Consider the following 18,694-nt stretch of genomic DNA (forward strand, 5'->3'; position numbering starts at 1 on the left):
GACGACCCGCACACGATCGGCAAACGATCCGCACACGGTACGCCCCTACGGTCCGGGGCATGACCGTCACCGATTCCTTCCGAAGCCCCCTGCCCGGCGTGCCGGTCGGCGGGACCACCGTGCCGGAGTACGTCCTGCGGCACGCCGAGCGCCTCGGCGACAAGCCGGCCCTCGTCGACGGCTCGACCGGCCGGGCGACCAGCTACCGGCGGCTCGCGGCCGGCGTCGAGCGGGTCGCGGCCGGCCTGGCCGCCCGCGGGTTCGCGCCCGGGGACGTCCTGGCCCTGTACTGCCCCAACCGTCCCGAGTACGCGCTGGCGGCCTACGGGGCGATGGCCGCCGGCGGCGCGGTCACCGGCGCGCACCCCCAGCTCACCGCGGACGAGCTGGCCGGGCAGCTCACCGATGCCCGCCCACGGCTCCTGGTCACCGTGCCGGCGCTGCTGGAGCGGGCCCTGGACGCCACCGCCCGCGCCGGCGTCGCCGAGGTGCTCGTCATCGACGGCGACGGCACCGCGGGGGCCACGCGGTTCAGCGTGCTGACCGACCATGATCACCCGGCGCTGCCGGCCGACACGGTGCCGCACGACGCGGTGGCCGCCCTGCCGTACTCGAGCGGCACAACCGGACTGCCCAAGGGCGTCGAGCTCACGCACACGGCGCTGGTCACCAACGCCCGGCAGGCGCAGGCGGTGCTCGGGTTCGAGGCCGGCGACGTGGTCCTGGCCGTGGCGCCGTTCTGCCACGTCATCGGGCTGAACCTGCTCCTGCCGTGCGGACTGGCGGCCGGGGCGACCGTCGTCACCCTCCCAACGTTCGACCTCGACGACTTCCTGCGGGCGATCCAGGAGTACCGGGCGACCGTCACGATCGTCGTCCCGCCGGTCGTGCGGGCCCTCGCCCACCACCCGGCCGTCGACCGCTACGACCTGTCGTCGCTGCGCAGCCTCGGCGTCGGCGCCGCCCCGCTCGACGCCGGGACCGAACAGCGCTGCGCCGAGCGGCTCGGCTGCGTGACGAGCCAGGGCCTGGGCATGACGGAGGCCGGCGCGCTGGTCGCCGTGGGCCCGCTCGACGCGCCGCGGCGCGGGTCGGTGGGCCGGCTGGTGCCGAACACCGAGGCGCGGGTCGTGGACCCGGCGACCGGCGCCGACCTCGTCGCCGGCCGCACCGGCGAGCTGTGGGTGCGCGGCCCCCAGCTCATGCGCGCGTACCGCGGGCAGCCGGACGCGACCGCCGCCACCCTCGACGCCGACGGCTGGCTGCACACCGGCGACCTGTGCTCGTTCGACGAGGACGGCTACCTCTACGTCGCCGACCGGCTGAAGGACGTCATCAAGTCCGGCGGCCACCAGGTGGCGCCGGCCGAGCTGGAGCGGCTGCTGTTGCTGCACCCGGCGGTCGCCGACGCCGCCGTGGTGGCCCGGCCGGACCCCGTCGCCGGCGAGGTGCCGGTGGCGCACGTCGTCCTGCACGGCCCGGCGAGCGCCGAGGAGCTGCTCGCGTACGTGGCGGAGCGGGTCGCGCCGTTCAAGCGGCTCGCCGCGGTCCGCGTCGCCGGGTCGGTCCCGCGCTCGCCGACCGGCAAGGTGCTGCGGCGCGTGCTCGCGGCGGCCGAGCGCGCCGGGGTCGGCGCGCCGTGACCGCGCTGACGACCGGACGGGGGCGGCGGGTGCGTGAGTGGGCCGTCACCGCCGCCGCCACCGCCGCGTCGCTGTACACGCTGGACGTCACGGCGACGGCGGCCGGGGTCGCGCTGGTCGCCTCGGGCGGGCTCGCCGGCATCGGCCCCGCCTGGGCGGTGGCGTTCCTGGCCGCGACCTACCTGGCGTGGTGTGCCGGCCTGCGGGTCGCGCTGCGGGCGAACCGGCTGCTGCTGGAGACGACGGGGACGAGCACCAACGCCCTGTCGAAGGCGGCGTACGACCTGACCCGGCGGCTGACCGGCCGGGCCCGCCCGGCCCGCCTCGCCGCGGCCGGCGGCTACACGGCCACGGAGATCGCCAAGGAGCTGCCGTACTACGTGGGCGCGTTCGGCGTCGCGGCCCTCAGTGACACCGTCGGCCAGGTCGAGGCGCTGGTCTTCCTCGGCGGCGCCAACCTGGGCGCGGCGGTGTACGAGCTCGGGCTGGCCCGCCTCGTCCGGTCCGTCGTGCGCCGCCGGGGGCGCCGGTACGCGTCGTTCGACACGGACTGGGTGCCGGCCGAGTACCTCGCCGGCTACTACAGCACCGTCGAGCCGGACGAGGTCGCCACGATCGCGTTCTTCGTCGACGCGCTGCGCCAGGCCGAGCCGGGCCGGCCGGTGCTGTTCTTCGGCGTCGGCCCCACCCTGCACCACGTCTTCGCGGCGGCCGAGGTCGCCTCCGAGATCCACCTGGGCGACTACCTGCCGGCGAACCTCGCGGAGATCCGCCGCTGGATCGACCGGGAGCCGGGCGCGCACGACTGGCGCGCATTCGTCCGCCACACGCTGCGCTGCGAGGGCAGCGCCGACCCGAGCGACGCGGACGTGACCGCCCGCGAGGATCTCACCCGGGCCCGCATCACCGCCCTGATCCGGGTCGACGCCGGCCACCCGCGGCCGGTCGACCGGCAGTACGCGACGGTGATCAGCGCCTACTGCGCCGACTCCGCCACCGGCGACCGGGCCACCTGGGACCGGTACATGCGCCACATCACCGGCCTGGTCGGGCCCGGCGGCCTGTTCGTCACCGCGGCCCTGCGCCGCTGCCGCGGCTACATCGTCGGCGGCCGGTCGTTCCCGAGCGCCGACGTCGACGAGCACGACCTCCGCGCGGCGCTGCGCCCCGGTTTCGACCCGCAGGCCGGCGCGATCGAGGTCCACCCGGTGCCGCAGGACGCCACCCACGGCTACGCGGGGATCGTGCTGGCCTGGGCCCGCCGGAGCGGGCCGGGCGCGCGCGGTGGCGCGGCCCGGCCCGTGGAGCACCGTGTCAGCTCACCGTGACGGCGAGGTCGTCGAGGACGAAGGACGTCTGCAGGGACGAGTCCTCGGTCCCGTTGAACTTCAGCGTCACCGTCTGGCCCGCGAACGACGAGAGGCTGTAGGTCTTCTGGGCGTAGCCCGAGGCCTTGTTCAGGTTCGACAGCGTGGCCAGGGTGGTCGAGCCGGCCGTGACCGTCAGCTTGTCGTAGGCCGTGCTGGTCGTCGTCTCGGCCGAGTCGATGTGCACCCAGAAGGTGAGGGTCGCGGTGCAGCCGGCCGGGATCGTCACCGACTGCGACACCGACTCGGTGTGGGTCGAGCCGTAGCCGAGCAGCCAGGCGCTGTAGGTGCCGGTGCGGGCGGGCTGGCCCTGGCTCGACCACTGGCCGATCGCGCCGGTCGTGCCGGACCAGGAGGCCGCGCCGGACTCGAAGCCGGGGTTCGCCAGTAGCTGGCCGCTGCAGGTGCCGCCGCCACCGCCGGTGACGGTGAAGGTGAACGTCGCGCTGCCGGTGGCGCCGGTCGTGTCGCGCGCCGTGACCGTCGTCGTGCTGCTGCCGGCCGTGGTCGGGGTGCCCGAGACGAGGCCGGTGCTCGCGTTGATGGTGAGGCCGGCCGGCAGGCCGGTCGCCGAGTAGGTCAGGGTCTGGCCGCTGCCCGACGACGACGCCTGGATCTGCAGCGACTTCGGGGTGCCGACGGTCGCCGTCTGGTTGCCCGGGTTGGTGACGGTCACCGTGTTGCCGCTGCCCGGGGGCTTGGTGAGCAGGCAGCCGGCCAGCGTCAGGTCGATCGCCCGGCTGGCGTTGAGGCAGGTGGTGAACCAGTAGGTCTGCTCGCCGTAGGACTGGCCCTGGTGGACGGTGACGGTGCCGTTGGCGTCGACCTCGCAGGGGTTGTTCAGCGTGCAGCTCTGCCCGTCGTCGTTGCCGGTGTTGTTGATGCCGACGATCTGGTTGTCCGACGACCGGATGATCGGGGAGCCGGAGGTGCCGTGGGTGGTCTGGCAGCCGGTGTTGTACCGGATCGAGTCGTGCCACGTCCACTGGTCCTCGCGCAGCGTGGGCACGAAGCCGTTGATGGAGCAGGTCCAGACCTGCTTCCAGTAGCTCGACGGGATCGTCATCGCGGTGCCGTCGGCCGGGCGGGCCGAGGCGATGGTCAGCGCCGTCGTGTTGTACTTGGTCTTGATCGACGAGTACGTCTCGTTGAGCCGGTAGAGGGCCACGTCGGTGTTCGTCATCGTGCCGTAGAGCAGCATGTCGGCCCGCACGGTGCCGAGCGCGTTGCCGGTGTTGCCCAGCAGCGTGCCGGTCCGCGAGCTGGCCCGGTTGACGTACACCTGCCCGGCGTTGATGAACCCGTTCTCGTAGCAGTGGCCGTTGGTGAGCAGCATGGCCCGGTCGCTGTCGACCGAGCTGGGGTACCGCACCAGGGAGCCCGAGCAGTTGTTGAGGGCGATGGTGGCGGTCAGCCCGGTGACCTGGAGCGCGTGGGCGGGAGCCGGGCCGGCGACGACGCTCGCGGCGGCGGCGAGGATGGCCGCGCCGGTGACGAGTGCGCGTCTGTAGCGCATGGGGGAACCCTTTCTCCGGGGGTGCGGGCGGCGTGCGCCGGTGGGCACACTTCGCCGCCCGTCGATTGATGGGTACCATCACATCGACGCCCATGCACGTCAACGGCCGTCGACCCTTTGCCCTGCCCCACGGTTCACGAGCATGGCATGCTGCAGGTCGAGGTCGCGCTGGATGCGATGCAGCGCCACGCTGCCGAGCCGGCCCTCCCGGCGCATCCGCAGCAGGGCCCGCCGCTGCACCTCGACGATCTCCAGCGACGCCTGGCGCTCCGCCGCCATCCGGTGCGCGTGGTTGGGGTCGCGCAGCTCGCCGGTCTCGGCGGCCAGCTCCCGGCGGCGGAACCGGTACAGGTCCTCCAGCCGCTCGATCGTCCCCTCGTCGAGGCCGTCGCGCAGCACCAGCTTCTCCAGGTGGGCGAGCGCCGCCTCGGCGAGGGTGAGCCGCGCCCGGGCCTCCTCCTCGACGTCCGAGCTCGCGGCGCCGACGCGGCCCGCCCCGGTGACCCGGATGAGCATCGGCAGGGTCAGCCCGGGCACGACGAGGGTCAGCAGCACCACGCCGAACGTGGTGAGCACGACGACCTCGCGGTTCGGAAACGGGTCGCCGCCGGCGACGCTGGTCGGCAGGGCCAGGGCGATGGCGAGCGACACCGCCCCGCGCATGCCGCCCCACGCGACGACGGCGCGTTCGGCCCGGCTGAGCACGTGCGGCACCAGGAACAGCCAGCCGAACCGGGTCACCATCACGACGGCGGCGACCAGCGCGGCGACGGCCACCACGTCGATCGCCCGGTAGTCGGTCAGCGCCGCGAGCATCGGGCGCAGCTGCAGGCCGAGCAGCAGGAACAGGGCGCCGGTGAGCAGGTAGACCATCATCTGCCAGACCGGCTTGCCGAGCAGCCTGCTGGCCGGGGTGGCGACCTGCGGGATCTTCCACCCGCAGTACATGCCGCACAGCAGCGAGCCGAGCACCCCGGAGAAGCCGAAGTGCTCGGCCACGTGGTAGGCGGCGTACGCGCCGAAGATGGTGACGCTCACCCCGACGATCGGGTCCGCGGCGCGGGCCCGCAGGAACACCACGAACCAGCCGACGGCGAGGCCGGCAGCGATGCCGCCGACGGTGCCGATGGTGAACTGCTCCACGGCCCACCCGAGGCGGAACCTGTCGGCGCCGGTGGCGGCGCCGGCGACGACGACCGCGACGGTGACCTTGAACAGCGCGAGCGCGGTGGCGTCGTTGAACAGCCCCTCGCCCTCCAGCACGGTGATGACCCGCCGGGGGACGCCGAGCCGGGCGGCGATCGTCGCGGCGGCGAGCGGGTCGGTCGGCGACACGACCGCCCCGAGGGTCGCCGCCACCGGCCAGGGCAGCCCGCCCACGAAGTGCGCGACCGCCGCGACCGCCGCCGCGGTGACGAGCACCAGGGCGATGCAGAGCAGGGCGATCGCGACCCCGTGGGCGCGCAGGTCCCGCGGGGTCGTGTAGTAGCCGGCATGGTAGAGCAGTGGCGGCAGGAAGACCTGCAGCACCACTTCGGGCGACAGGTGCACACCTTCGATGCCCGGGACGAAGCCGATCGCCATGCCGCCGAACACCAGCAGGATCGGATACGGCACCGCGATCCGGTGTGACAGGGCGACCAGCCCGATCGCCGCCAGCAGCAGCGCCAGCAGGGAAAACGCGGCACCGTTCATGGTCTACGAAACGGTACCCGGCTCACTCCTCGACGGCACCGCCCACGGCGCGCAGGTGACGGCGGAAGGTGTACCCCGGGTCGGCGGCCCGCCGCGCGAGGTAGCCGGCGAAGTCGGTCTGGTCGCGCAGGGTCTCCCCCGCCGCGATCCGCCGGGCCTGCTCGCGTTCGGTGCCGCGGATGTCGCGCGCGGCCCGCAGTACCACCGGGGCGTCCGACTCGGCCAGGAACACGACCCCGTCGTCGTCGGCGAGGACCAGGTCGGACGCGCCGACGAGGTGCGGGCCGAAGCGAGCGCTGACCAGCGCGTCCGGCTCGCGCTCGCCGGCGCGCACCGGGCCGGCCGGCAGGGCGCCGTAGCTGAACACCGGCACGCCGATCCCGACCAGCTCCGGCGTGTCCCGGTGCAGGCCCCAGACGACCAGGCCGGCCACCCCGGCCGCGGCCGCCTCGAGGACGGTGAGGTCGCCGACGCAGGCCTCGTCGGTGCGGCCGCCGTTGTCGACCACCAGCACGTCGCCGGGGCGCGCATTGGCGAACGCCTCCAGGAAGACGTCCACGCTGCCGGAGTGGCGGGCGGGCAGGACCCGGCCGGCGAGCCGCTGACCCGCGGTGATCGGCGCGACACCGGCCGGGGCGACTCGCAGCGGCACGCCGTTGCGCACACAGGCGTCGGCGATGAGCGGGGTGGAGAGATCCTCGAAGTCGGTCACGGGCGCATCATCGCGCGGTTTCCGGCGGTACCGGAGCGGCCAATCGCGCCTGCGTGGCCTGTCATGTGCACGGGCTCGGCTCAGGTGAACAGCTCGGCGAGCCGCCTGGCCGTGGGCCTGGCCTCGAGGTGCAGGCGGGCCACGTTGAGCCCGTCGTCGCCGAGGACGGCCATCAGCCGGTCGTTGTCGACGGCGTAGACGGTGAAGTAGCCGCCCTCGCCGCGCAGCGTGGCGTCACGGAACGGGCTCTGGCCGAGCACCAGCGCCGTCTGCCGGCCGAGCCCGAACGTCGTCGCGGCGAGCGCGGCGAGGTCGTGCGGCTCGGCCCGCACCGGCAGGTCGTACGTGACGAGCAGGCCGTCGACGCCGGCGAGCACGCTGCCGCGCACGCCCGGCACGCGCAGCCGCAGGTCGGCGAGCTGGCCGCGCACCGCGCCGAGGCCGCCGTCGTCCGGCGCCGGCCGGGCCGCGATCCCGGCGCCGTGGTACGGGCCGGCCGCCGGCGCGCCCTCCCGGCGGGGCAGGTAGTCCGACGTCACAGCTCCAGGCTCGATTCGATGCCCTTGAGCTGGTGCCGGGCGAGCGCGAGGTTGGCCCGCGCCTTGGACAGCGCCAGGTACAGGAACAGCCCTTGGCCGTTGCGCGACGAGAGCGGGCGGATCAGGTGGTACTGCGAGTCGAGGGTGATCAGGATGTCCTCGATGCGGTCGGGCAGGCCGAGCATCTCGATCGTGCGGAACTTGGCCCGCACGACGTCGGTGTTGCCGGCCGCGGCGACGGTGATGTCGAACTCGGGCCCGCCCCCGAGCGTGCCGAGGGTCATGCCGCTCGTGTAGTCGACGAGGGCGACGGCGATCGCGCCGTCGATGGTCATCGCGTGCTTCAGCGCGACGTCGAGGGTGCTGTTCAAGACCTGCCTCCTTGGTGTTGCCCGAGCCTGCCACGCGGCGATCATCGCGGACAGTATTCGACGCAGCATTTGTCCATCTGGCTCAGTCCGACCTGACTTCCCGAACGATGCCCTGCTCACGGCTCGGGCAGTCCGGCCCGACACTCCGTGACATCGATTTCAGGGCGTATCACGAACAGTCAACGGGACGTCACGCGTCGGCGCGGGCTGCGGCGGACGCCACAGTCGAGGCGCGTTGACCGGAGGAGTGCCTCCGCTATGGTGGAGGTGTGCCTCGACGTGAACCTACCGCCCGGCGGACGTTCGCCGTGCTCGCCGGCGCAGCGGGCGCGTTCTCCATGCTCCAGTCGCTCGTCAGCCCGGTCCTCCCGGTCGTGGAGCGGGACCTGCACACCGACGCGAGCACCGTCACGTGGGTGCTCACCGCGTGGCTGCTGTCCGCGTCCGTCGCCACGCCGCTCATGGGGCGGGTCGGCGACATGATCGGCAAGGACCGCACCCTGCTCGTGGCGCTCGGCGCGATCGCCGCCGGGTGCCTGGTCGCCGCGCTCGCCCCGAACGTCGGGGTGCTCATCGCCGCCCGGGTGCTCCAGGGCCTCGGCGGCGCCGTCTTCCCGCTGTCGTTCGGCATCATCCGCGACGAGTTCCCGCCCGACCGGGTCGTCTCGGCGGTCGGTGCCATGTCGGCGGTCGTCGCGGTCGGCGGCGGCATGGGGATCGTCCTCGCCGGGCCGGTGGTCGCCGCGCTCGACTGGCGGTGGCTGTTCTGGCTGCCGTTCGGCGTCATCCTGGCGACCCTCTTCCTGGCGTACCGCTGGATCCCCGCCTCCCCCGTCCGCACTCCCGGCCGGGTGAACTGGCTCGCCGCGCTCCTGCTGTCCGGCTGGCTGGTGGCGCTGCTGCTGCCGCTGAGCAAGGCCGGCCAGTGGGGCTGGGGCTCGCCGCTGGTGGTCGGCCTGCTCGCGCTCGCCGTCGTGCTGTTCGCCGGCTGGGTGCTCGTCGAGGTCCGGGCCGGCAACCCGCTCGTCGACATGCGCATGATGCGGCTGCCGGCGGTGTGGACCACCAACGTGGTGGCCCTGCTGTTCGGCGCGGCGATGTTCGCCGTGTACGCCTTCCTGCCCCTGTTCATGCAGGTCCCGGCCGGCACCGGCTACGGCTTCGGCGCCTCGGTCAGCCGCGCCGGCCTGCTCATGCTGCCCCTGCTCGTGACGATGGCGGTGACGGGCGCGCTGAGCGGCCCGGCGACCCGCTGGCTCCCGTCCCGCGCCCAGGTCGTCGTGGGCGCCGTCCTGGGCGCGACGGCCTGCGCGATGCTGGCGTTCGCCCACGCCCACCCGTGGCAGGTGGCGCTGGCCGCGGGCGTGTTCGGCTTGGGGATCGGCCTGGCCTACGCGGCCATGACCGCGATCATCGTGCACAGCGTCCCGGTCGCCCAGACGGGCGTGGCGAGCGGCATGAACGCCAACATCCGCACGATCGGCGCCTCGATCGGCACGGCGGTGGTGAGCGCGATCGTGACGAGCGGCGTGCGCACCGACGGCCTGCCGCGGGAGTCCGGCTTCACGGCGGCGTTCACGGTGCTGGCCGCCGCCGCCACGGTGGCGGTCCTGGTCGCCCTGCTGATTCCCAGGTCCCGCCGCGCGCCTCAGGTCGCGGCGCCCGCTCCCGAGCTGGCGGTCGCCGCCGCCCGCTGACGGGACGGCGTCCACGGCTCGGCAAGCAGGCGTTCTCGTCCGCGATCGACGTGCGGGTGACGTACGACGGGGACGCCAACGGTTACCCCGCACTCCCTCGGCACCGAAGCGGCCTACCGCTCCGCCATCGCCAAGCAGGACCAGCAGCTCGGGCGGATCCTGGCGGCGGTGCGGGCCCGGCCCACGTTCGCCCAGGAGGACTGGCTGATCATGGTCACCACCGACCACGGTCACCGCGTCCCGCTCGGCGGCCACGGCGGGTGCGGCATCGACGAGCGCGGCACGTTCCTGCTCGCGGTCGGCTCCGGGATCGCCGCCGGCGCCCGGCCGATCGACGTGCGCCAGGTCGACCTGGCCGCGACCGCGTTGCAGCACTTCGGCGTCGCCGCGAACCTCGACGGCAAGAGCGTCCGCATCCGCTCGACCGACCCGTTCGACGCGCTCGCCCTGCGCACCACGGTCGACGAGACGGGCATCCCCGCCACCCTCGCTGGCTGGTCGGTCGACCGCAGCCGGATGCCGTCCGGCGGCATGACCGAGTGGCGCGGGTGGTCGTTCACGACCGACGAGTTCTGGAGCCGCACCCAGTCGGGCCAGGAGCGGGAGACCCGGGGCGTGTTCGCCGTCGCCGACAGTGACGAGTTCGCCGACAAGTCCGGCGGGTCCGGCTTCGACTCGACGCTGGTCTCCCCGCAGTACACCGTGATCCCCGGCAGCACCGTGCGGCTGAACTATGTCACGCACCACCGCCAGGAGGGCGCGCAGAAGGCCGACGTGCTGGTGTCGTTCAACGGCGGCGCCGACCAGCTCGTGCGGCGGTACTCGGCCGACGCCCGCGCCACCGTCGAGTCGCTGCCCGTCACGGTGCCGGCCGGCGCGACGACGATGACGGTGAAGTTCCGGTACTACGACGCCAGCAACAACTGGTACTGGGTCATCGACGACCTTCGGGTCGGATGAGCCCGAGCGTGCCGTCGTAGCGGCGGTACAGCAGGTTGCCGCGACCGCTCGCCCGGTCGGTGAAGAACAGGAACGGCAGCCATCCCGCGCACAGGTGCTCGGCCGCCGCATCGCGGTCGAGCACCGGCGTGCGCCGGGCGTTGACGCTGAGCCCGAGCCGTTCCGGGCTGGTGTCGGGATGCATGTGGTACTGCCGGGCAAGCCGCAACCCGGTCGGACCGGAGCGGTAGACGACCGCGTCCTCGCCGGAGCCGGCGTCGGTGAACAGGCAGACGTCGTAGTCCATGGCGGCCATGAAGGCGGCCGCCCGGCACGGCGGCCCGCCCCTGAGCGGCACGGTCTTCACACGCCCGACGGTGCTCGACCCGGGCACGGCGAGCGGCCGCCGCTCGGGATCCGGCCACGGCCACGGCTCCCACCGCGTGGTGAGCCGCCGCACCTGCCGCTCCAGCCGCACGGCCGCCGCGACGGCCGCGTCGAGCGGGTCGCGGCCGGTAAGCTGGACGCGGGCGGGCGCGCCGTGCACGCGCAGGTTGACCTGGGCCACCACCGGCCCGCCGCCGCAGGCGGCCGCGGTGAGCCGGACGCGCGCGCCGTCCGCGACGCCGTGGTGGGCGAGGACGGCCGAGACCATGCTCCGCGCCGCACCCACCTCGTCGTCGGTGACGATGCCGCGGCCGATGACGTCGACTCCCACACCGCACCTCCTCGCGGCGAGTCTGCCCCGCGGGCGCGGCCGGTCTCCAGGGCCAAAGGTCCCGTCCCTCCCCACCGCCAACGACACACGCCGGAAACCCACGGGCCCGTCCCGAGCCGGCTCCGCCGCAGCGCTACGTCGATCTTGCAGTCGTGGTGCCGGGACACTCCCTGAATGCCCGGGTTTGTCAGGCACCACAACTGCAAGATCGACGCGAAGGAGGCCTCGACGGCGCCAGCCGAGGGGGCACGGCGCGAGGCGGCGGGGTGTAGAACGGCGCGCACCGGGTTCGTTGAGACGTTGGTCGATCTACCCTCACGATCGTAGATCCAGACGAGGGTAGATCGACCAACGTCTAAAGCGTGTACCGGGCGGGTGGGCGCGGCGCGGCGCGGCGCGGCAGTTGCAGCGTTGGCTACGTCGGTGGTGGTGGGCGGCGGCGGAGCGTGAACGTCGCCAGTGGCGGCGCCAATACGCAGGTCACCGCCACGAGCAGGGCCAGCACGCGGCGGCGCTGGAACTCGGTGCGGAGTTGCTCGTAGGTTGCCTCGCGCAGGATGACCTGGCCGCCGGCGGAGCGTACGCACTCGTCGCCCGGGCCGATGATGACGTCGCGCTCGTCGGGGTTCGGCTCGAAGCAGGCGATCCGGGCCGGCTTGAGCTCCCAGTTCACCCGCTGCCAGTCGACCTCGAACCACGACCCGTCGAAGCATGCGTCGCCGCCCGGCGGGCACTCCGCGCGCACCGGCACCTGCCAGCCCTCGCGCAGGACCAGGGCCGCGAGGACCATCCCGACCAGCAGGGAAACGACGACCGCCACCATCCGCATGTCACTGGGACCGCGGACGGCGGCGGCCGGTTCCTCCCGAGGGGCGGATCAGGGGCAGACGGACCAGACCTGCAGCGTCGGGCCGTCGGCGGGCAGCGTGCCGGCGAGCGGGGCGCCGCCGTAGAGGTTCGTGCCCTCCGCCGGGGCCGGGATCGGGGTGCCCGGCGCGCGGCGGGCCAGGACCAGCAGGCGCTCGTCCGGCGTCTCCCGCCAGAACGCTATCGCGTCGGAGGAGACGTGGGCGAAGCGCAGGCCGCCGTTGCGCAGGGCCGGGTGCTTGCGGCGCAGGGCGAGCAGGTCGCCGTACCACGGCAGGGTCGGCGCGCCCCACGGCAGCGGGGTGCGGGACAGCTCGCCGTTGGTGCCGGTGAGGCCGAACTCGTCGCCGGCGAAGATCATCGGCACGCCGGGGAGGGTGGCGAGCAGCCCGACCGCGACCTCGGCGCGGGCCGGGTCGCCGGTCACGGTGTGGATGCGGGCCGTGTCGTGGCTGCCGAGCAGGTTCCAGGAGTGCGTCCACGAGCGCCACGACATCGACGCCTGCACCGCCTGGATGGTGCGCACGACCGCGGTGCCGTCGCGGCGCGGGATGCCGCCGGGGACGCCGAGGAAGTCCGGCGGGTCGAACGACGGGCCGCGCAGCCAGCTCCACAGCGGGCGCAGGAAGCCGGCGTAGTTCATCGTGCCCTGCCAGCCGTCGGCGTCGAGGTCGCCGCCGGCGCCGTGGGCGTGCTCGGCGACGAGCAGCGCGTCCGGCCGGGCCGCGCGCACCTCGCGGGCGAGCAGCCGAGAGACCTCGACGGTCAGGTCGTCAGCACCGCGCCGGCCGGTCATGTTGGCGACGTCGATCCGCCAGCCGTCGAGGTACCGAAGCCATTTCCGGACCACCGAATCCGGGGCGGTGGCGAACAGCTCGCGCAGCCGCGGCGATCGCCAGTCCAGCTTGGGCAGCGACGGCACGCCCATCCAGGTCTCGAACGAACCGTCGGGCGCGTGGCAGTAGACCTCGGGCGAGGACGTGACCCACGGATGCGTGATGCCCGTGTGGTTCGTCGTCAGGTCGCCGACCAGGCGCATGCCACGGGTGTGCACCGCGTCGGCCAGCCGGCGCAGCGCCTTGTCCCCGCCCAGCAGCGGGTCGACCCGGTCGAACGAGGCCGCGTCGTAGCGGTGGTTGGAGGGTGCCGGGAAGAAGGGCGTGAGGTAGACCGTGTCCGCGCCGAGGTCCTGGATGTGCCCGAGGTGCCGGGTGACGCCATCGAGGTCGCCGCCGTAGCGCTGGTCCGGCGAGTGGCGGACGGGCTCGTCCCACGCGGCGAGCGAGGGATCACCGGAAGCCGTGGTCCGCGCGAAGCGGTCCGGGAACACCTGGTAGACGATCGCCTCGCGGGTCCACGGCGGCGGGGCGGGGTGGGCGACGATCCGGAAGTCGAACGCGTCGGGCACGTCGTGGGCGAACCGGCCGGCCGCGGTGTACCAGTCGCCGTCGACGAGGAACCGGTAGCGGGTGACCGGGTTGCGGACCTCGACCCGGGCCCGCCACCACAGCTCGTCGCCGCGCAGCGCCGGGGTGGCGGCGGCGAAGGCCGGCTCGCCGTCGCGGACCGAGCGCACGTGCACGACCGTCGTCGACAGCGACGTGCGCAGGAAGACGTCCACGGTGGAGCCGAGGCGCGGGTTCTGGTCCGGCACGTACAGCGCGGAACCGTCGTGATGCATCATCCCTTCACCGCCCCCGCCGTCAGGCCCGTCACGATGTACCGCTGCAACGCCTGGAACACCACGACGGTCGGGATCGCGGTGAGCAGCGACCCGGCGCAGAACATGCCGAAGTTCGCGTTGCGCTTCTCGGCGACGAGTCCGTAGAGGCCGACGGCGAGCGTCTTCGTGCCGTCGCTGCGCAGGAAGACGTTCGCGAGCAGCACCTCGTTGATGGTGCCGATGAAGCCGAGCAGCCCGGTGACGGCGAGGATCGGCGCGATGAGCGGCAGCATGACGCGGAAGAACGTCTGCGCGTGGGTGGCGCCGTCCATCAGCGCCGACTCGTCGAGCTCTTTCGGCACGGTGTCGAGGAAGCCCTTCATGAGCCACGTGTTCACGCCGAGCGCGCCGCCGAGGTACAGCAGGAGCAGCCCCCACTGACTGTCCAGCCCGAACGCCGGGTAGAAGTCGCCGACCTCGGCGAAGATGAGGTAGATCGTCACGACCGCCAGGAACTGCGGGAACATCTGGATGAGCAGCAGCGCCATGAGCCCGACCCGGCGGCCGGCGAAGCGCATGCGGGAGAACGCGTAGGCGGCCAGGACCGACAGGAAGATCCCGGCGAACGCCGAGGTTCCCGCGATGAGGATGGAGTTGAGGTACCACGACGCGAAGCGCGTCTCGGTGAACAGGTCGCCGAAGTTGGCCAGGCTCGCCCCCGACGGCAGCAGCGACGTCGAGCTCAGCGAGCCGACGGGGTTGAGCGCGGCGGACAGCACGAAGACGATCGGGAACAGCGAGAACGCGACGGCGAGCAGCCCGGCGAGGTGCCGCCAGCCGTGCCGGCGGATCCAGGACGTCATGCGTAGACCTCCTCCTGACGGCGGCTGCGCCGGAAGCCGATGACCGAGATGACGGCGACGATCGCGAAGATGTAGCAGGAGATCGCCGCGGCGAAGCCGAACTGGGCGCCGGAGCCGCCGAACGCGAGCCGGTAGGTGTAGGTGATGAGCAGGTCGGTGGCGCCGACGCTGGGGTTGTCGGCCGGGAACGGCGCACCCTCGGTGGTCAGGTAGATCGCGTTGAAGTTGTTGAAGTTGAACGCGAACGACGAGATGAGCAGCGGCGACAGCGCGACGAGCAGCAGCGGCAGGGTGATGCGCCGGAACCGCTGGCCGGCGGTCGCGCCGTCGACCGAGGCGGCCTCGCCCATCTCCTTCGGGATGGCCTGCAGCGCACCGGTCGCGACGAGGAACATGTACGGGTAGCCCAGCCACAGCTGCACGAGGATGACCGCGGCGCGGGCCGTCCACGGCTCGCCGAACCAGTCGACGTGCAGCCCGAAGAACCGGTTGATGAGGCCGAACTCCTGGTTGAACAGGTCGCGCCAGACGAGCAGCATGGCGAAGGACGGCATCGCGTAGGGCAGCACCAGCAGCACCCGGTAGAGCGTGCGGCCGCGCAGCCGGTCGGCGTGCAGGGCGAGGGCGCAGGCCAGGCCGAGCGCGAAGGTGGCGAGCACCGAGGCGACGGCGAAGCCGAGGTTCCAGACGAGGGTCCGCAGGAACGGCCCGGCGACGCGCGAGTCGGTGAGCACCCGGGTGAAGTTGGTGAACCCGGCGCTGACCTTCCAGCCCTGGGCGAGCCGCTCGCCGTCGGCGGCGACGAAGCTGCCGGTGCGCTCGTCGGCGGTCCACCGCTTGCCGCTGCCGCGGTCGGTGATGCAGTCGCAGGCCCGGTCGTAGAAGCGGGTGGCCTGCCCGTTGTACGCCTTGGACAGCCCGGAGGCGCGCACGGCGCCGTCGGCGGTGGGCACGGTGAAGGCGAGGATCTCGTCGTTGCGCAGGCTGGCCTCGGCCAGGTTGAGCAGCGTGTACCCGTCGGCGGCGGTGATCCGCCCGCCGGTGACCGTGACCTTGCCGGCGTCGAGCGGGCGCAGGCCGTCGCGGGTGCCGGCGTAGGCCTTGCCGTCGCCGTCGGTGAGCAGGAAGACCAGGCCGCCCTCGTCGAGCGCGACCGACAGGTCGTACGAGGTGGAGCCGGGCACCTGCTGGACCGAGGCGCTCTGCACGGCGACGATCGCGTCCTGCTTGCTGCCGCGGTGGCCGTCGCCGAAGTTGGAGAAGGCGGTGCTGACGGTGTAGAGGACCGGCACGATCTGGAAGGCCAGGAGGAACAGCACCCCCGGGACGAGGTACTTCGCCGGGATGTGCCGCGGCGACAGGTACACGGCGAAGATCAGCCCCGTGACGACGACCAGGACGGTGAGCCATCCCCAGGCATGCTGGTCGGCGAGGGGGAAGGCCGCGTAGACGGCCAACGCGAGGGCGAGCCCGAGCACCACGATCTTCACCAGGGTGCCCCGGGGGTGCGTGTTCGTCATTACTTGTTGATCGCGTCCGTGATGCTCTTCGACGCCGCGTCGAGCGTCGTCTGCACGTCGGCGCCGCCGACGATGGCCGCCTCGGCCTTGCCGAACGGGTCCCAGACCGCGGCCATGGCCGGGATGGCCGGCAGCACGGCACCGCCCTTGCCCGCGTTGAGCCACTTCTCGATGTCGGCGTCGCCGCTCTTGACCTGGTCGAGGGCGGCGGTGAGCGCCGGCGGGCGCGGGTTGGCCTGGTACAGCGCGACCTGCAGGTCGGGCTTCGTCAGGTAGTTGGTGATGAACTCGTTGGCCAGGGCCTTGCTCTTGCCCTTGCTGGCCACGTAGAACGCCTGCACGCCGACGAACGGCTGGGCCGCCTTGCCGCCGCTGAACGCCGGGATCGGGGTGATGTCGTACTTCACGCCGGCCTTCTTGATGTCGGCGACCGCCCACGGGCCGGAGATCAGGAACGCGGTCTTCCCGCCGGTGAACGTCGGGATGGCGTTGTCGCCGTTGACCGAGCGGGTCAGCGCGCCCGAGCCCTTCTCGCCCAGCGCGGCGATCTTCTTGAACGCCTCGACCGACTGCGGCTTGCCGACGCCGAGGTCGGACGGGTCGTAGTCGCCGTTGGCCTTGGTGCCGAACAGGTACCCGCCGGCGCTGCTGAACAGCGGGTAGACGTGGTATGCGTCGCCGGTGTTGCCGACCTGCAGCGACATGATGTTGGTGACCTTGCCGGCGTCCTTGAGCGACTTGCCGGCGGCCACGAGCTCCTCGATGCTGGCCGGCGCGGCCGGGGCGAGGTCGGTGTTGCGGATCAGCGCGAGGTTCTCGATCGCGTAGGGCACGCCGTAGACCTGGCCGTTGAAGGTGACGGCCTTGAGCGCGACCTCGGCGAAGCCGGCCTTCTGCTGGTCGGTGAGCTGGACCGGGTCGATGGTGCCGTTCTGCACGAGGTTGCCGATCCAGTCGTGCGCGCCGACCACGATGTCCGGGCCCTTGCCCGACTGGGCGGCGGTGACGTAGTTGGTCTGCAGGTCCTTGGAGACGGCCTGGACCTCGACGGTGACGCCGTTGGTCTTGCCGAACGTCTCGGCGAACGGCTTGAGGGCGGCCGCGCGCTGGTCGTCGGCCCAGATGGTGAGGGTGCCGCCGGCCGGCTTGGCCGACTCGCCCGCGGAAGGAGTGTCGTCGCCGCTGCCGCAGGCGGCCGTGGCGAGGGTCAAAGCGGCGAGGGTGAACACACCCGCGATACGGATGCGCATCGAAGGACTCCTGTTCAGCAGGCAGCGCGCGGCCGTGGACACGGCCGCGTGCTGCGTCGGTGAAGGGTGCCCGGCCGTCGGTGCAGGGGTGTCGATCGAATGCCGGTGGCAGGGACCGTAGCAACAAGTTGCAGCGAATGAAAGAGCTTCCAGCCGACTTTCAATTTGACCGTCCGGCCGCTTACAGTCGTCGCATGGCCATGGACGCTCCACGAGCTCGGCTCGCTGACATCGCCCGGCAGGCGGAGGTCAGCGAGGCGACCGTCTCGCGGGTGCTCAACGACCGGCCCGGGGTCAGCGCCGACACCCGTCACGCCGTGCTCACCGCGCTCGACGTGCTCGGTTACGAGCGACCCGAACGGCTCCGCAAGCGCAGCGCCGGCCTCGTCGGCCTGGTCACGCCGGAGCTGGAGAACCCGATCTTCCCGCTCTTCGCCCAGGTCATCGAGTCGGCGCTGTCCCGGCACGGCTACACGCCGGTGCTGTGCACGCAGACCCCGGGCGGCGTGACCGAGGACGAGTACGTGGAGATGCTGCTCGACCGCTCGGTCGCCGGCATCATCTTCGTCTCCGGCCTGCACGCCGACACCAGCGCCGACCACGACCGCTACCGCAAGCTCATCGACCGGCCGCTGCCGATCGTGCTGGTCACGGGCTACGTCGAGGGCCTCGCGGCGCCGTGCGTCTCGTGCGACGACGCGCGAGCCAGCGAGCTGGCGGTCGACCACCTCGCCTCGCTGGGCCACCAGCGCATCGGGCTGATCAGCGGTCCCGAGCGGTACCTCCCGGTCCAGCGGAAGCTCGCCGGCTACCGGGCGGCGATGGCGCGCCACGGCCTGGCCGAGGAGATCGAGCTGTCGCTCTTCGGCGTCGAGGGCGGCGCGGCCGCGGCCGGGCGGCTGCTCGACCGCGGGATCACCGGCCTGGTCTGCGGCTCCGACCTGATGGCGCTCGGCGCCGTGCGGGCGGCCCGCGCCCGGGGCCTGTCGGTGCCGCGGGACGTGTCCGTGGTCGGCTACGACGACTCGCCGCTCATCGCGTTCACCGATCCGCCGCTGACCACCCTGCGCCAGCCGGTGCGGGCGATGTCCAACGCGGCGGCGCAGAACCTGGTCGACGCCATCAACGGGCAGCCCAGCCCGCACTCGGAGTACCTGTTCGCCCCCGAGCTGGTGGTGCGCGGCTCCACCGGCATCGCCCGCCGCTGACTCCCCCGGCGCCGCCCCGACGTGCAGGGGCGTGGCGGCGCCCCCTCGTTGTGTCGATCTTGCACTTGTGGTGCCAGGACACTCCCACGATGTCCGGGTTTGTCAGGCACCACAACTGCAAGATCG

The 18,694-nt window shown here is 72.9% G+C and carries 16 protein-coding genes; 5 read left to right on the top strand and 11 right to left on the bottom strand.

What is annotated here, in order from left to right; translation table 11 throughout:
• Nucleotides 1–59 precede the first annotated feature (59 nt).
• Both IEZ31_RS43145 and gntF read left to right on the top strand, forming a co-directional pair.
• Nucleotides 60–1,643, top strand: a complete 1,584-nt coding sequence (locus IEZ31_RS43145) for an AMP-binding protein (RefSeq protein ID WP_190255931.1) — start codon at nucleotides 60–62, stop codon at nucleotides 1,641–1,643.
• Nucleotides 1,640–2,971: a guanitoxin biosynthesis pre-guanitoxin forming N-methyltransferase GntF gene (gntF, locus tag IEZ31_RS43150; RefSeq protein ID WP_229836663.1), complete on the top strand. Its 1,332-nt coding sequence runs from the start codon at nucleotides 1,640–1,642 to the stop codon at nucleotides 2,969–2,971. The genes IEZ31_RS43145 and gntF overlap by 4 nt, the downstream gene beginning before the upstream one ends.
• Here gntF and IEZ31_RS43155 read toward each other — a convergent pair.
• From IEZ31_RS43155 to IEZ31_RS43175, 5 genes are all read right to left on the bottom strand, one after another.
• Complete coding sequence (locus IEZ31_RS43155; protein WP_190255932.1) at nucleotides 2,958–4,526, bottom strand: putative Ig domain-containing protein; 1,569 nt, start codon at nucleotides 4,524–4,526, stop codon at nucleotides 2,958–2,960. The genes gntF and IEZ31_RS43155 overlap by 14 nt on opposite strands.
• Nucleotides 4,527–4,625: 99 nt before the next feature.
• Complete coding sequence (locus tag IEZ31_RS43160) at nucleotides 4,626–6,221, bottom strand: Na+/H+ antiporter (RefSeq protein WP_190255933.1); 1,596 nt, start codon at nucleotides 6,219–6,221, stop codon at nucleotides 4,626–4,628.
• A gap of 22 nt (nucleotides 6,222–6,243) precedes the next feature.
• The gene (locus tag IEZ31_RS43165) at nucleotides 6,244–6,933 is read right to left on the bottom strand and encodes an RraA family protein (RefSeq protein ID WP_190255934.1); all 690 of its coding nucleotides are present in this window, start codon (nucleotides 6,931–6,933) and stop codon (nucleotides 6,244–6,246) included.
• A gap of 80 nt (nucleotides 6,934–7,013) precedes the next feature.
• A complete protein-coding gene (locus tag IEZ31_RS43170; RefSeq protein WP_229836667.1) occupies nucleotides 7,014–7,472 on the bottom strand; it encodes a roadblock/LC7 domain-containing protein in 459 nt (152 codons plus the stop codon).
• Nucleotides 7,469–7,807 (bottom strand): hypothetical protein, encoded by a 339-nt coding sequence (locus IEZ31_RS43175; RefSeq protein WP_373294781.1) that lies wholly within the window; start codon nucleotides 7,805–7,807, stop codon nucleotides 7,469–7,471. Before IEZ31_RS43175 ends, IEZ31_RS43170 begins: the two co-directional genes overlap by 4 nt.
• Nucleotides 7,808–8,112: 305 nt before the next feature.
• On the opposite strand from IEZ31_RS43175, the gene IEZ31_RS43180 reads away from it, so the two are divergent.
• Nucleotides 8,113–9,540 (top strand): MFS transporter, encoded by a 1,428-nt coding sequence (locus tag IEZ31_RS43180; protein WP_229836670.1) that lies wholly within the window; start codon nucleotides 8,113–8,115, stop codon nucleotides 9,538–9,540.
• A gap of 168 nt (nucleotides 9,541–9,708) precedes the next feature.
• Complete coding sequence (locus IEZ31_RS43185; RefSeq protein WP_190255935.1) at nucleotides 9,709–10,500, top strand: hypothetical protein; 792 nt, start codon at nucleotides 9,709–9,711, stop codon at nucleotides 10,498–10,500.
• On the opposite strand, the gene IEZ31_RS43190 is transcribed toward IEZ31_RS43185, so the two are convergent.
• The 6 genes from IEZ31_RS43190 to IEZ31_RS43215 all read right to left on the bottom strand — a co-directional run bounded on the left by IEZ31_RS43190 (nucleotide 10,475) and on the right by IEZ31_RS43215 (nucleotide 17,360).
• Complete coding sequence (locus IEZ31_RS43190; protein ID WP_190255936.1) at nucleotides 10,475–11,197, bottom strand: sigma 54 modulation/S30EA ribosomal C-terminal domain-containing protein; 723 nt, start codon at nucleotides 11,195–11,197, stop codon at nucleotides 10,475–10,477. The genes IEZ31_RS43185 and IEZ31_RS43190 overlap by 26 nt on opposite strands.
• Before the next feature lie 415 nt (nucleotides 11,198–11,612).
• Nucleotides 11,613–12,026, bottom strand: a complete 414-nt coding sequence (locus tag IEZ31_RS43195; protein ID WP_190255937.1) for a hypothetical protein — start codon at nucleotides 12,024–12,026, stop codon at nucleotides 11,613–11,615.
• 48 nt (nucleotides 12,027–12,074) lie between these two features.
• Nucleotides 12,075–13,748: a glycoside hydrolase family 13 protein gene (locus tag IEZ31_RS43200; protein WP_190255938.1), complete on the bottom strand. Its 1,674-nt coding sequence runs from the start codon at nucleotides 13,746–13,748 to the stop codon at nucleotides 12,075–12,077.
• Complete coding sequence (locus IEZ31_RS43205) at nucleotides 13,745–14,590, bottom strand: sugar ABC transporter permease (RefSeq protein ID WP_190255939.1); 846 nt, start codon at nucleotides 14,588–14,590, stop codon at nucleotides 13,745–13,747. The genes IEZ31_RS43200 and IEZ31_RS43205 overlap by 4 nt, the downstream gene beginning before the upstream one ends.
• Nucleotides 14,587–16,110, bottom strand: a complete 1,524-nt coding sequence (locus tag IEZ31_RS43210; RefSeq protein WP_190255940.1) for an ABC transporter permease subunit — start codon at nucleotides 16,108–16,110, stop codon at nucleotides 14,587–14,589. The genes IEZ31_RS43205 and IEZ31_RS43210 overlap by 4 nt, the downstream gene beginning before the upstream one ends.
• Nucleotides 16,110–17,360 carry a sugar ABC transporter substrate-binding protein gene (locus tag IEZ31_RS43215; protein WP_190255941.1) on the bottom strand — a complete coding sequence of 417 codons (1,251 nt, stop codon included), beginning with the start codon at nucleotides 17,358–17,360 and terminating at the stop codon, nucleotides 16,110–16,112. The genes IEZ31_RS43210 and IEZ31_RS43215 overlap by 1 nt, the downstream gene beginning before the upstream one ends.
• A gap of 194 nt (nucleotides 17,361–17,554) precedes the next feature.
• On the opposite strand from IEZ31_RS43215, the gene IEZ31_RS43220 reads away from it, so the two are divergent.
• Nucleotides 17,555–18,568 (top strand): LacI family DNA-binding transcriptional regulator, encoded by a 1,014-nt coding sequence (locus IEZ31_RS43220; RefSeq protein ID WP_373294779.1) that lies wholly within the window; start codon nucleotides 17,555–17,557, stop codon nucleotides 18,566–18,568.
• Nucleotides 18,569–18,694 lie beyond the last annotated feature (126 nt).

It is taken from the genome of Dactylosporangium sucinum (assembly GCF_014647515.1).
Lineage (GTDB): Bacteria > Actinomycetota > Actinomycetes > Mycobacteriales > Micromonosporaceae > Dactylosporangium > Dactylosporangium sucinum.

What these genes read in the sequence shown, in the direction of transcription:
- IEZ31_RS43145 (WP_190255931.1), top strand. Translation starts at nt 60, where the DNA reads ATGACCGTCACCGATTCCTTCCGAAGCCCCCTGCCCGGCGTGCCGGTC.
- IEZ31_RS43155 (WP_190255932.1), bottom strand. Translation starts at nt 4,526, where the DNA reads ATGCGCTACAGACGCGCACTCGTCACCGGCGCGGCCATCCTCGCCGCC.
- IEZ31_RS43160 (WP_190255933.1), bottom strand. Translation starts at nt 6,221, where the DNA reads ATGAACGGTGCCGCGTTTTCCCTGCTGGCGCTGCTGCTGGCGGCGATC.
- IEZ31_RS43175 (WP_373294781.1), bottom strand. Translation starts at nt 7,807, where the DNA reads ATGACCATCGACGGCGCGATCGCCGTCGCCCTCGTCGACTACACGAGC.
- IEZ31_RS43195 (WP_190255937.1), bottom strand. Translation starts at nt 12,026, where the DNA reads ATGCGGATGGTGGCGGTCGTCGTTTCCCTGCTGGTCGGGATGGTCCTC.
- IEZ31_RS43200 (WP_190255938.1), bottom strand. Translation starts at nt 13,748, where the DNA reads ATGATGCATCACGACGGTTCCGCGCTGTACGTGCCGGACCAGAACCCG.
- IEZ31_RS43205 (WP_190255939.1), bottom strand. Translation starts at nt 14,590, where the DNA reads ATGACGTCCTGGATCCGCCGGCACGGCTGGCGGCACCTCGCCGGGCTG.
- IEZ31_RS43210 (WP_190255940.1), bottom strand. Translation starts at nt 16,110, where the DNA reads ATGACGAACACGCACCCCCGGGGCACCCTGGTGAAGATCGTGGTGCTC.
- IEZ31_RS43215 (WP_190255941.1), bottom strand. Translation starts at nt 17,360, where the DNA reads ATGCGCATCCGTATCGCGGGTGTGTTCACCCTCGCCGCTTTGACCCTC.
- IEZ31_RS43220 (WP_373294779.1), top strand. Translation starts at nt 17,555, where the DNA reads ATGGCCATGGACGCTCCACGAGCTCGGCTCGCTGACATCGCCCGGCAG.